The 11,733-nt window shown below is 66.9% G+C and carries 15 protein-coding genes; 6 read left to right on the top strand and 9 right to left on the bottom strand.

Annotated features, from left to right (window positions below):
- Positions 1-61 precede the first annotated feature (61 nt).
- The 5 genes from ACFV2O_RS14425 to ACFV2O_RS14405 all read right to left on the bottom strand — a co-directional run bounded on the left by ACFV2O_RS14425 (position 62) and on the right by ACFV2O_RS14405 (position 4,330).
- Entirely contained in the window at positions 62-811 is a 750-nt protein-coding gene (locus ACFV2O_RS14425; protein WP_379252133.1) for a hypothetical protein, read from the bottom strand.
- Positions 812-875: 64 nt separating this feature from the next.
- Positions 876-1,280 (bottom strand): DUF5925 domain-containing protein, encoded by a 405-nt coding sequence (locus ACFV2O_RS14420; RefSeq protein ID WP_379252132.1) that lies wholly within the window; start codon positions 1,278-1,280, stop codon positions 876-878.
- Positions 1,281-1,380: 100 nt separating this feature from the next.
- A complete protein-coding gene (locus ACFV2O_RS14415; RefSeq protein ID WP_379252186.1) occupies positions 1,381-2,793 on the bottom strand; it encodes an NAD(P)(+) transhydrogenase (Re/Si-specific) subunit beta in 1,413 nt (470 codons plus the stop codon).
- A 17-nt stretch (positions 2,794-2,810) separates the two neighbouring features.
- Positions 2,811-3,125: an NAD(P) transhydrogenase subunit alpha gene (locus ACFV2O_RS14410; RefSeq protein WP_063023007.1), complete on the bottom strand. Its 315-nt coding sequence runs from the start codon at positions 3,123-3,125 to the stop codon at positions 2,811-2,813.
- Entirely contained in the window at positions 3,125-4,330 is a 1,206-nt protein-coding gene (locus ACFV2O_RS14405; protein ID WP_379252131.1) for a Re/Si-specific NAD(P)(+) transhydrogenase subunit alpha, read from the bottom strand. The genes ACFV2O_RS14410 and ACFV2O_RS14405 overlap by 1 nt, the downstream gene beginning before the upstream one ends.
- Positions 4,331-4,736: 406 nt before the next feature.
- Here ACFV2O_RS14405 and ACFV2O_RS14400 point away from each other — a divergent pair, with 406 nt between their 5' ends.
- From ACFV2O_RS14400 to ACFV2O_RS14390, 3 genes are read left to right on the top strand one after another with little or no spacing between them, the layout of a single operon-like run.
- Positions 4,737-5,198, top strand: a complete 462-nt coding sequence (locus ACFV2O_RS14400) for an HIT family protein (RefSeq protein ID WP_355073595.1) — start codon at positions 4,737-4,739, stop codon at positions 5,196-5,198.
- On the top strand, positions 5,195-6,031 hold the full coding sequence (locus ACFV2O_RS14395; RefSeq protein ID WP_379252130.1) for a maleylpyruvate isomerase family mycothiol-dependent enzyme: 837 nt from the start codon (positions 5,195-5,197) through the stop codon (positions 6,029-6,031). Before ACFV2O_RS14400 ends, ACFV2O_RS14395 begins: the two co-directional genes overlap by 4 nt.
- Before the next feature lie 7 nt (positions 6,032-6,038).
- Positions 6,039-6,692 (top strand): Type 1 glutamine amidotransferase-like domain-containing protein, encoded by a 654-nt coding sequence (locus tag ACFV2O_RS14390; protein WP_379252129.1) that lies wholly within the window; start codon positions 6,039-6,041, stop codon positions 6,690-6,692.
- Positions 6,693-7,060: 368 nt separating this feature from the next.
- Here ACFV2O_RS14390 and ACFV2O_RS14385 read toward each other — a convergent pair whose 3' ends face one another.
- Positions 7,061-7,570, bottom strand: coding sequence for a GtrA family protein (locus tag ACFV2O_RS14385; protein WP_379252128.1), 510 nt, complete (start codon positions 7,568-7,570; stop codon positions 7,061-7,063).
- 60 nt (positions 7,571-7,630) lie between these two features.
- The gene (locus ACFV2O_RS14380; protein ID WP_379252127.1) at positions 7,631-7,960 is read right to left on the bottom strand and encodes a hypothetical protein; all 330 of its coding nucleotides are present in this window, start codon (positions 7,958-7,960) and stop codon (positions 7,631-7,633) included.
- A gap of 225 nt (positions 7,961-8,185) precedes the next feature.
- Between ACFV2O_RS14380 and ACFV2O_RS14375 the strand changes: the two genes are divergently transcribed.
- From ACFV2O_RS14375 to ACFV2O_RS14365, 3 genes are all read left to right on the top strand, one after another.
- Positions 8,186-9,544, top strand: coding sequence for an FAD-binding oxidoreductase (locus tag ACFV2O_RS14375; protein ID WP_379252126.1), 1,359 nt, complete (start codon positions 8,186-8,188; stop codon positions 9,542-9,544).
- Between the two features lie 46 nt (positions 9,545-9,590).
- On the top strand, positions 9,591-9,875 hold the full coding sequence (locus tag ACFV2O_RS14370) for a GNAT family N-acetyltransferase (protein ID WP_379252125.1): 285 nt from the start codon (positions 9,591-9,593) through the stop codon (positions 9,873-9,875).
- 209 nt (positions 9,876-10,084) lie between these two features.
- Entirely contained in the window at positions 10,085-10,450 is a 366-nt protein-coding gene (locus ACFV2O_RS14365) for a hypothetical protein (RefSeq protein WP_379252124.1), read from the top strand.
- A gap of 45 nt (positions 10,451-10,495) precedes the next feature.
- On the opposite strand, the gene ACFV2O_RS14360 is transcribed toward ACFV2O_RS14365, so the two are convergent.
- Positions 10,496-10,702, bottom strand: coding sequence for a DUF397 domain-containing protein (locus ACFV2O_RS14360; RefSeq protein ID WP_379252123.1), 207 nt, complete (start codon positions 10,700-10,702; stop codon positions 10,496-10,498).
- On the bottom strand, positions 10,699-11,583 hold the full coding sequence (locus tag ACFV2O_RS14355) for a helix-turn-helix domain-containing protein (protein ID WP_379252122.1): 885 nt from the start codon (positions 11,581-11,583) through the stop codon (positions 10,699-10,701). The genes ACFV2O_RS14360 and ACFV2O_RS14355 overlap by 4 nt, the downstream gene beginning before the upstream one ends.
- Positions 11,584-11,733 lie beyond the last annotated feature (150 nt).

Genomic DNA, 11,733 nt, shown 5'->3' with positions numbered 1-11,733 from the left:
AATTCCAAGCCAACTCGACCATCGGCACCTGGTCGACGGCCGTGCTCGTGGCTTCTTACCGCTACTTGGGCGGCACCAGGCACATGGTGATCGGCTCGGGCTTGGGGTAGACGATGGTGTCGTTCTCGGTCGCCTTCGCTCCGCACGCGGACTTGTCCGCGGTGCCGCGCACGATCCGGCCGATCTTGAAGTCCGCCGTCGACCCGCAGGCCACCTTGGTGCTGGCGCCGAGGAAACCGCCGTCGATGCAGTCGCCCTCCTTGACGTTCAGTCGCAGGCACAGCGTGTACTCGTTGCCGCCGGTCTGGTAGTAGCTGGCGTAATCCTTGGTGGCGCAGTCCGCGTTCGCCCCGTCGAGCCGTTGCGCCACCACGTAATTGGCTTCGGCGTCGGAGCATTCCTTGGTTTCGAACTCGGCCTTGACGGTGGTGCCCGACAGCTTCGCGCACTGACCGATCTCGATCTTCTCGCCGTCCGAGCGGAACACGGTGCGAGCGCCCACGACCAGCAACCCGATCACCACGACGACGCCGAGTATGCCGAGGATCTTGCCGATACCGCTCCCGCCTCGATTCTGTCGGGGCGGGGGTCCGGGCGGCGGGAACCCGCCGCCGGGGTAACCCGGCTGCTGCGGGAAACCACCCTGCGGCGGGTAGCCCGGCTGCGGCTGACCGGGATAGCCGGGCTGGGGATAACCCTGCGGCTGACCGGGATTTCCCGGCTGGCCCGGAAAGCCTTGCGGCGCACCGGCAGGCGGCTGCTGCGGATAGCCGGGCTGGCCTGGATACGGTTGATTCGGCGGTGTGGTCATGGATCCCCTCCCCGGGTCTCGCTAGATTCCGTGCGCACAGAAGCGACGGGCGAACCCATGGAATCTAGCCGATCGGTGCGCGTACCGCCGTGTGGGATACCGCCCGGTTCGCCGCACCGACTCGCCAACCGGCGCAATGGCTTCGGTTCGAGCCGCCCGACCAGCGCACCGACCGCAGCGACCAGCCGGGGCCCACGACCAGCGCGGCCCCGCTGTCGTTGTCGCGTACGGTGCGCGCCACGCGGCCGCGGGCGGGACGCAACGGTGCGTCCGGTCGCACCCGTTCCAGCTGCGCGGTGCGCGCGCATGGATGATCACCGCGCAGGAACGGACCGAGCGCGAGGGCATCGATCGCGTCGCGGATGGAGTAGGTGGAACCGACTACGACGGCCCACGGCAGCCGCTCGGCCGGATCGGCCGAGGGCTCCCCGGGACCGATCAACCGAAGAGACTCATGACGTGCGGACACTTCGAGAATGATCCGGGGCGGCGGGGCACGGTGTCCATCGAATTACGACAGTGCCCCCTCCGCACCACGGCGAAGGGGGCACTGCGCGGAAATGCTCGGCTTACAAGGCCTTGAGTTCTTCGGTGACTGCCCCGACGGATTTCTTGGCGTCGCCGAACAGCATGGAGGTGTGGTCGGCGTAGAACAGCGGGTTGTCGATTCCGGCGAAGCCGGAGTTCATCGAGCGCTTGAGCACGATCACCGACTTGGCCTGGTCGACGTTGAGCACGGGCATGCCGTAGATCGGGCTCGAGGAGTCCTCACGGGCAGCCGGGTTGGTGACGTCGTTGGCGCCGATCACCAGGGCGACGTCGGTGCGATTGAATTCGCCGTTGATGTCGTCCATTTCCTTGAGCGCGTCATAGGACACCTCGGCCTCGGCCAACAGCACGTTCATGTGGCCGGGCATGCGACCGGCGACCGGGTGGATGGCGTACTTGACCTCCACACCCTTGGCCTCCAGCAGCGAAGCCATCTCCTTGACCGCGTGCTGCGCCTGCGCGACCGCCATACCGTAGCCGGGGACCACGATCACCTGGTTGGCGTACGCCATCTGGATCGCGGCGTCCGCGGCGGAGGTGGCCTTGGCCTGCTTCTGCTCACCATCACCGGCGCCCGGCGCGGTCCCGCCGCCACCGAAGCCGCCCGCGACGATCGCCGGAATGGACCGGTTCATCGCCTTGGCCATCAGGTTGGTCAGGATGGTGCCCGACGCGCCGACGATCATGCCCGCCACGATCATCGCGGTGTTGTTCAACGCCAAACCCGCCGCGGCGGCCGACAGACCGGTCAACGCGTTCAACAGCGAGATCACCACCGGCATGTCCGCGCCACCGATCGGCAGCACGACCATCAACCCCAGCACACCCGCGAGCACCAGCACCGCGATCATCCACAGCTGCGACACCCCCTCACCCGTGGCACCGACACCGATCACCACCGCCGCGGCCACCGCACCCAGCAGCAGCAACAAGTTCAACGGCTGCTGCAACCTCCCGATCCCGATCGGGCGGCCGGGCAGGATCTCCTGCAACTTGCCGAACGCGATCAACGAACCCCAGAACGACACCGAACCGATGATCGCCGCGAACAGCGACCCGATCACGATGTGCACCGTCGGCTCCTCGTCGAAATGCGAGAAACCCTGGGAGTTGATGAATTCCGACCACGCGATGAGCGCGACCGTGCCACCACCGACACCGTTGAACGCGGCCACCAGCTGCGGCATCGCGGTCATCTTCGTGTACTTCGCCGGCGGCACACCCAGCACGACGCCGACCACCAGACCGGCGACGATCAGAATCCAGTTGCTGGTGTGGCGGATCGAGATCAACGTCGCGATCACCGCGATCACCATGCCCACCGCGGCGATCAAGTTGCCGCGCACCGCGGTCTTCGGGCCGGTCAAACCCATCAGACCGTAGATGAACAGCGAGAACGCCACGATGTAGAGACCGTTGACCAGATAGGTCACGTTGTCGAAGGTATGCATCATTCACCGGCCTTCTGAGCAGCGGGCTTCTTGCTCTTGAACATGCCCAGCATGCGGTCGGTGACCACGAAACCACCGATGACGTTCAGGGTTCCGAACACCACCGCGACGAACAGGATGATCTGAGTCAGAATCGAGGGATCCTGCACGTTGCCCAAGGTGACCAGCGCACCGAGCACCACGATGCCGTGAATAGCGTTGGTGCCCGACATCAACGGCGTGTGCAACGTGTTCGGGACTTTGGAGATCACGGCGAAACCCACGAACCCCGACAACACCAGGATCGCGATATTCGCCAGAAGTTCGGTATACATCAGTTCTCCACCTTCGCCTCGGTCGGCTCCGACTCAGCCGCTGCCTCGGCGGACTCCGCTGCCCCCGTCGCCTCGGCAGGCGCCTCGGGCGCGTCCGGCTCACGGGTGACGCAGGAATCCGCCAGCACCTGGTCGCTGAAGTCGGGCGCGAGCTTGCCGTCCACCAGCATCAACTCCAGCAACGCCGCGATGTTCTTCGAATACAACTCCGAAGCGTGCTCGGGCATGGTCGCGGGCAGATTCAACGGCGAGGCGATGGTCACCTCGTGCTTCACCACGACCTCACCCGGCTCGGTCAGCTCGCAGTTGCCGCCGGTCTCTCCCGCCAGGTCCACGATCACACTGCCGGGCTTCATACCCTCCACCGCGGCCGCGGTCACCAACCGGGGCGCGGGACGGCCCGGCACCAACGCGGTCGTGATCACCACGTCGAAGCCCTTGATCGCGTCCTCGAGCGCCTGCTGCTGCTTCGCCTTCTCCTCGTCGGTGAGCTCACGGGCGTACCCGCCCTCACCGGCGGCATCGATGCCCAGATCCAGCCACTGCGCACCCACCGACCGCACCTGATCGGCCACCTCGGGGCGCACGTCGTAACCGGTGGTCCGTCCACCAAGACGCTTCGCGGTGGCCAGCGCTTGCAGACCGGCCACACCCACACCGAGCACCAGCACCGTCGCCGGCTTCACCGTGCCCGCCGCCGTGGTCAACATGGGGAAGAACCGCGTCGACTCCGACGCCGCCAGCAACACCGCCTTGTAACCCGCCACATTCGCCTGCGAGGACAACGCGTCCATCACCTGCGCACGCGAGATCCGCGGAATCGCCTCCACCGCGAACGCCTGCACCCCCGCCGACTTCAGCGCACCGATCTGATTCTCGGCATTGCGCGGCGCGAGGAAACCGATCAGCGTCTGCCCCGACGACAGCTTGCCCACCTCGGCGTCACTGGGCGGGGCGACCTTCACCACCACATCCGCCGACCACGGATCGCCGATCGACGCACCCGCCTGGACATAGGCTTCGTCGGGAATCAGCGCGCCTTTCCCGGCCCCGGGCTCGACGACAACTTCCACACCCTGTTTCACCAGGCTCGGAATGATTTTCGGCACCAAAGCGACACGTCGCTCGCCCGCGTTGGATTCGCGAACGACACCGACACGCGCGCCGCGCGGCGACAGATCGCCTACGCTCTGCGTTGTCTCCACTTGTCAGACTTCCTTCTCTTACTGAGCTTCAGGCAACGGGCAGACGACCGGACGATGTTACCGATGAGTAAGTTCGCCCAAATCTTCGCAACTGTACCTGGCCCGCCGTGAGCCTAGCTGAGATGCCCATCACACACGCCGGACGGATCGCGCTAGGACGCCGGAGTTCCTCGGTCGCCACCGAGGGAGCCGCCGACCGCCGAGCGGCGTCCACCGTTTTTCCTTTTCGCTGTGTGATCGTGGTCTCCGCAGGTGAACACGGCAAGACCGTACGGAGAAGTTCGTTACCAACCTCGAGGTTGGGCACCTGGTGGGACGCCCGGCCCACAGCGGCATAGTGACGTGCGTCATGCCGATCGGCGATCCGGGGTGTTCCGCTCGGCTCGTACGCCGTATGGTCCAGCGTGTGAACGACTGCGTCTTCTGCCGCATCGTGGCAGGCGAGGCACCGGCGGCGAAAGTGTACGAGGACGACACGCTGTGCGCGTTTCTCGATGTCCGGCCGGTCGCCCGCGGGCACACGCTGGTCATACCGAAGCGGCACGCCGCCGAGTTGGAGGACCTCGACGCCGAACTCGGTGCGCAGATCTTCCGGACCGGTCATCGGCTCGCCCTGGCCATCCGGCGCAGCCGCCTCGCCGCCGACGGCGCCAATCTGGTGCTCAACGATGGAACGGCGGCGTTCCAGACCGTCCCGCACGTCCACCTGCACGTGATCCCGCGCAGACACGGCGACACGCTGCGATTCGCGAAGGGCTTTCTCCTGCGCCGCCCGCACGATCCGATATCCACCGCCGCGGCCATCCGGGAAGGCATCGCGGCATTGGACAACGAGGGCACAAGCCCGGAAAAGGAAACCGAGGGATGACCGAGACGTTCGATCGGGCCACGCTGATCGACCTGCTGTCACGGCAGTGGGAGGCGATCGACGCGCTGATCGCTCCGCTGGACGAGGATCGCTGGCGCACCCCGTCGTCGCTGCCGGGCTGGACCGTATTCGACGTCGTCGCCCACATCATCGGCACCGAATCCTTCCTGCTGGGTGACCGGCCGCCCGCGCACGATCCGACCAAGGCCAAGACCGACGTGCGCACGCTGCCCTACGTGCGCAACGAGACCGCGGTGCTCAACGAGATCTGGGTCGACCGGCTGCGCCCGCTGTCCGGCGCCCGCCTGCTCGCGTTCTATCGCGACGTCGTCGACCGCAGGCGCGCGGCGCTCGCGGCCATGGGCGACGCCGAATGGGAGAAGGAGACGGTCACGCCGATCGGGCAGGTGACCTACGGCAGGTTCATGCGAGTGCGGTTGTTCGACTGCTGGATGCACGAACTCGACATCGCCGACGCGCTCGGGGTCCGGGTCGAGGAAGGCGGTCCCCGCGGCGAGTTGGCGTTCGACGAGTTCGCGGCCGGCATTCCGCGTGTGGTGGCGAAGAAGGGCGAAGCGCCGGAGGGCGCGCGGATCGCCTTCGCGCTGACCGGTCCGCTGGCCAGAACCCTGCGCATTCAGGTGGCGGGCCGGGCGAACTACGTGGACGCGTTCGACGGACCCGCCACCGTCGAGGTCGGCTTGGACTCTCGGCTTTTCGTGCGTCTCGGGGGCGGTCGGACCAGCGCCGAGGAGCACTCGAGCGAGATCACCGTCGAGGGCGACGACGAGCTCGGGCAGCGGCTCGTCCGCCACCTGGCCTTCACCATCTGAGCCGCCGGTGCGACTGTTCCTGTCCAGCTACCGGTTCGGCGCGCACTACGACCGGCTCGTCACGCTCGCGGGGCCGCCCGGCCGGGTCGCGCTGATCCCCAATGCCTGCGACGCCTGGCCGCAGGCGTGGGCGGGTGCGGTGACCAGCGACCTGGCGCCGCTGCGCAAACTCGGCTACCAGCCCGAGGTGCTCGACCTGCGCGAGTACGTCGGCCGGGAAGCCGAGCTGGAACGGAAGCTGGCGGAGTTCCCGCTCGTGTGGGTGCGCGGCGGAAACACGTTCGTGTTGCGCGCGCAGTTCGCCCGCAGCGGCGCGGATCGCGTTCTGCCCCGGCTACTCGCCGCCGACGCGCTCGTCTACGCCGGTTACAGCGCCGGGGCCTGCGTGCTGACCCCGGACCTGCACGGCCTGGATGCGGTGGACGATCCGGCCGAGGTCGCTCCCGCCTGCGGCGTCGAACCGCAGTGGGACGGACTGGGTCTGGTGAACCGCAGGATCGTGCCGCACATCGATTCGGCCACCGACCCCGAAGGCGACTGCACTCGCCTCGCGGCTCGCTACCGCGCCGAAGGCGTCGCGCACTGGGCGCTGACCGACGACGACGTGATCGTCGTCGACGGGGCGCGCACCGAAGTGCTGATCAGTCCGGTGGCGTCGTGAACTCCCGCCTCTGTTCGGGATCGCCATCCACCACGACGATGGACATCCTCTCCCTGCGGGCGGCCGAGTGTCGAGGTCGAGTGCCACGATCACGGCGCTGAGATCGCCCGTCACGTCAGGGGCAACGCCGATTCCGTATATCGAGACGGCTCGGCGCTCGTCGTCGCACGGACCCCCTGGCGACCGGTAGCGGTGGCGACCCATGGATTGACCCACAGCCGTTGTCCGACAGCCGAGCGGCGATCGACCTCGCCGATCGATGTCCGTCGATTCAGGGTGAGCCGTCCGGACAGGCGGCCACTCAGCCGGGTCGCGGCCTCCTCATGGCGCGATACAGGTGTCCGCAGCACCTCTCCACCGCCGACACCTCACATCGCGTCGGGAGTCAGCTCCGGTTCCGGCTCGACCGCGCGGCGGAAGACCACCCAGCGCATGGCGCTGTACATGTAGACGGCCTCGCACGCGCCCGCCAGCAACCGGGACACGTGGTACTCCACGCCGAGCGCGGTGAGCCCGCTGCCGATGCCCAGGATGAACGCGAGGTAGTTGACCACCACCACCACGACGTACACCGCGGCCTGCCTGCCGACCGGCGCGTGGGAATGGAAGTTGAACGTGCGGTTGAGCACGAAGCTGAGCCCGAACGCGCACACGTATGCCACCGTCACCGACGACCACACCGGCAGTTCGAACCAGCCGTGCAGGACGGTGAGCAGCGCCAAGTCGGCGGCGAAGGTGCCGCTGTTGATCAGCGCGAAGCCGAGGAAGGTCGGCGGGACGAGACGGTTCAGCCCGAACGGCATCCGGTGCACGACCGACTCGCACCAGCGGGTGAACCGGTCGGCGATGGTGTCGGCGGTCTCGGACAGCTCGTGCACGCGACCAGCGTGCCAGCGGCAGATGTCCGGCAGATGAGCGGGCGGCGACCGCGGGGTGGCTCAGCCGATCTGCGCCTGGCCCGGGTCTCCCGCGGCGTGGTCCAGGCTCGCCCATGCCGCCAGGCATCGCCGTCGCGCGACATCGTCCGCGTCCGCCAGCAGCGCCTCCAGCAACTCGCGGGGCTCGCGCTGCCAGAGGTCGGCCAGCTCGGCGCGGGTCTCCTTGTCGAAGACACCGGAGCGGTCCAGCGCGGTCAGCCATTCCTCGTGCTCGCCCGCGTGCACCCGGCGCAGCACGTCGGGGTCTATACCGTCCTCGACGAACTCGCTGGAGAACATCGCGGCGACCAGTTCCCGGCGACTCGGTTGCTCGCCCTGCATCCGTTCCATCCCTCCAAGTGCTCCGCGGCGAACCGCATGGACTGCCGGCGCCACGACGTGGCGGCGCCAGGAGAACTCGATGCCCCGAACAGTCAAGCCCCTGTCGGCATTCTGGTCTCCCGTAGGCGGTAATACCACTGTGGCGGCTGACATCACATTCCAGGCCTTCCGTTCGCCACACACGCACGGTCGACCGATCAGCAAATTTCGGGCACGGGGAGCTAGCGTGAGGTGGTGGACCTGCATGACTTGATCGCCGCCCTCCCCGACGGCGCGGTGCTCACCGACGCCGACCTGCTGGCGAGCTACCGCCAGGACTGGGCGCGCGATCCCGGCGCGGGCACCGCCCTGGCCGTGGTGCGTGCCACCAGCACCGACGACGTGGCCGCGACGCTGCGGTGGGCCAGCGCGCATCGCGTCCCGGTGATTCCACGCGGTGCCGGATCCGGGTTGTCCGGCGGCGCGACGGCCGTCGACGGAGCGATCGTGCTGACCACCGAGCGGATGCGGGAAATCTCCGTCGACCCGGTGACCCGGACCGCCGTGGTGCAGCCCGGCCTGCTGAACGCCGAGGTCAAGCGCGCGGTCGCGGAGCACGGGCTGTGGTACCCGCCGGACCCGTCGTCGTTCGAGATCTGCTCGATCGGCGGCAACGCCGCGACCAACGCGGGTGGCCTGTGCTGTGTGAAGTACGGCGTCACCACCGACTACGTGCTCGGCATGCAGGTCGTGCTCGCCGACGGCACCGCCGTGCGGCTCGGCGGTCCGCGTTTGAAGGACTCGGCCGGGCTGTCGCTGACCAAGCTGTTCGTCGGCAGCGAGGGCACGCTGGGCGTGATCACCGAGCTGACGCTTCGGCTGCTGCCCGCCCAACCGCCGCAGAGCACGCTCGTCGCCAGTTTCGCCACGCTCACCGCCGCCACCGAGGCCATCCTGACCATCACCGGCGAACTGCGGCCGTCGATGCTCGAGTTCATGGACTCGGTGTCGATCAACGCCGTGGAGGACGAGCTGCGGATGGGGTTGGACCGGAAGGCGGCCGCGCTGCTGGTCGCGCGCTCCGACGCCCCCGGCGAATTCGCCCACCGCGAGGCCGAGATCATGGCGGCGGCCTGCGAGAAAGCGGGCGCGACAGAGGTTTTCCACACCGAGGACCCGGCCGAAGGTGAAGCGTTCACGGCCGCCCGGCGTCTGGCGATCCCGGCCGTGGAGAAGCTCGGGCCGCTGCTGCTCGAGGACGTCGGCGTTCCGCTGCCCCGGCTCGGCGACTTGGTGAGCGGCGTCGCCGAAATCGCCGAGCGCAACGAGGTCACAGTGTCGGTGATCGCGCACGCGGGTGACGGCAACACCCACCCGCTGATCGTGCACGACCCCACCGACGCCGACCACACCGCGCGAGCGAACCGCGCCTTCGGCGAGATCATGGACCTCGCCATCGCCCTCGGCGGCACCATCACCGGTGAACACGGCGTCGGACGATTGAAGAAGGCATGGCTGCCCGACCAACTCGGCCCCGACGTCATGGCCCTGACCCGCCGCATCAAGGACGCACTCGACCCCGACGGCATCCTCAACCCCGGCACGATCCTGTAACCACCGCGACGGAACATTCCCCACGCACAAGGAGTTCTACCCCGACATGACGACCAGGCTCGAACACAACGTCGCCGATACCCGTTTCGAGATCTACATCGACGACACCCTAGCCGGGTACGCCGACTACGCCGAACGCGAGGACACCAAGACCCGCGACTTCCACCACACGCTGACCTTCCCCGAATTCCGGGGCCGAGGCGTAGCCGCCCAAGTCGTCGAATACGCCCTCAACGACTCCCGCACAGCCGGTTTCTCGGTCATCCCCACCTGCTGGTACGTGGAGCAGTACATCACCCAACACAGCGAGTACGCCGACTTGGTGAAGTAGAACCTCAGATCCCGTGGCGAGTGGCACACCACCGAGAGGTCTACTCGGGTTTTGCCACAGCCATGTGCCACTCGCGGATTTGTTCCTGGCGCGGATGGGGGTGGCCGGAGGGGTGGCGGCGGTTGGGTCGCCGAGCACGGCCGTTGCCCCGGTCGTAACGGCTCGGAGTCCTTACCGATTGCCGAACAACATCTTTGGAAGAACATGGAATGAACGGGAAAGTCACCGCCACACGAATCACGGTCGCCGCAGTGTCCGCGCTGGGCTTTGTGGCGGCAATCGGTTCCGGCACCGCCCAAGCCGCACCCGAGGACTGCACCATCACCCGTGACCTGACCAGCGCGACCGCGGCCTGCCACGACACCGACGCACCCGCAGGCAGGGAGTACACCCTGGTCATCGAGTGCTTCGGCCTGGCCCCCGTCCCGTACTCCTTCCCGCTGATGACCATCGGTCCTTACCGGGGTAGGTGGAGCGGTTCCTTCAGCCCGGCCGGTGGCGGCACAGCGTCGTGCCTGGACTCCATGAGCTTCGGTACCGTCACCAACGCTTACGTCAGGATCTACCGCGACTGATCCGATCGCGGCAGTCGTAGCGCGATGACACAACCGCTGTTCGGTTCAAAGGCGCTTGAAGTCGCCGTCGGAGATGCCAGCGGTGAAGGTGTCCCACTCGCCGGGCGTGAAGACCAGCGCCGGGCCGGTCGGGTTCTTCGAGTCGCGTACGCCGACACCGCCTTCCACGAGGAAAGCGACCTCAACACATGCTTTGTCGCCACCGCTTCGGCTGCTTTTGAACCACTTCGCCTCGGAGAAGTCGATATTCACAGTGCGTACTCCCTTGCGATCTGCCTGAGCAGATTCCTGCTCTGATCCGGGTCCAGCGCCGCTCGCTCGAGCTGCCGGTAGGCATCGACATACCGGTTCACAGCGCCGAGCTTCTCCAGGTACAGATCGCCTGTGAAGCTCTTGACGTAGACAACAGTAGGCTCCTTCGGCTGTCGTTTGCCGTCTCCCCCGGACTTCAAGATCACGAACGGACCGACGGCCACACCCATGGGGAATCCGGCCGAGAAGGGAAGCACCCGGATCATGACGTTGGGCAAACCCATGAGATCCACCAGATGACGGAGCTGGGCGGACATGACTCGGTCGTCACCGACCATCCCGCGCAGCACGGACTCGCGAAGTATTGCGTTCACGCTGACGGGGTTTGTTTTGCGCGTTATCAGCGCTTGGCGTTTGCGCCTGAGATGGACCCGACGCTCGTGTTCCAGCGCAGTGTCATCCGGGTAGACAGCGCGAATCAATCCGCTCGCGTACGCGGGGGTCTGGAAGATCCCCGGAACCAGTTCCGGTTCGTACCAGGTCAGCGACCGTGAAGTGGCTTCCAGGTCCACGAAGACATCGAAGTTCTCGGGGATCAGGTCGCCGAACTCATGCCACCACGACTTCACGCTCGCCTGCTTCGCCAGCCCGACCAGTGCGTTCGCGTACTCCTCGGTGAAGTCGTAGATCTTGCACAGCGCCTCCACATCGACGGTGCGAATGCGCTCGGTCTTGCCGACTTCCATCCGCTGAACGGTGCTGACGCTCCACTGCATCCGTTCGCCGACGTCGGCCAACGTCAATCCCGCCGCTTCCCGTCCGTTTCGCAGATGCCTGCCCAGCTGACGGCGAGGCAGGGTGGAGCCACCACTTTCGGCCATGCGATTCCTGTCCACTCCGGGCGACCCGGGTTTCTCATCTCCGGGCCGATTCTCATTGCAGAATGAAAAACGTGCTGGTCGAGCTGATGAGATCTCATCTTTACCTAGTTCGTCGGATAGGTCCAGTGGTTCTCTGATCGTGCGCCCGGC

The sequence above is a fragment of the Nocardia sp. NPDC059691 genome (assembly GCF_042733915.1).
Lineage (GTDB): Bacteria > Actinomycetota > Actinomycetes > Mycobacteriales > Mycobacteriaceae > Nocardia > Nocardia sichangensis.
The sequence above is the reverse complement of the archived record's forward strand: the minus strand, read 5'-3'. Positions and strand labels throughout refer to the sequence as shown.

Coding starts and splice junctions, on each gene's coding strand:
- ACFV2O_RS14410 (WP_063023007.1), bottom strand. CDS start 3,125: ATGTATACCGAACTTCTGGCGAATATCGCGATCCTGGTGTTGTCGGGG.
- ACFV2O_RS14370 (WP_379252125.1), top strand. CDS start 9,591: ATGACGACCAGGCTCGAACACAACGTCGCCGATACCCGTTTCGAGATC.
- ACFV2O_RS14365 (WP_379252124.1), top strand. CDS start 10,085: ATGAACGGGAAAGTCACCGCCACACGAATCACGGTCGCCGCAGTGTCC.
- ACFV2O_RS14355 (WP_379252122.1), bottom strand. CDS start 11,583: ATGGCCGAAAGTGGTGGCTCCACCCTGCCTCGCCGTCAGCTGGGCAGG.
- ACFV2O_RS14395 (WP_379252130.1), top strand. CDS start 5,195: ATGACCGAGACGTTCGATCGGGCCACGCTGATCGACCTGCTGTCACGG.
- ACFV2O_RS14380 (WP_379252127.1), bottom strand. CDS start 7,960: ATGGAACGGATGCAGGGCGAGCAACCGAGTCGCCGGGAACTGGTCGCC.
- ACFV2O_RS14425 (WP_379252133.1), bottom strand. CDS start 811: ATGACCACACCGCCGAATCAACCGTATCCAGGCCAGCCCGGCTATCCG.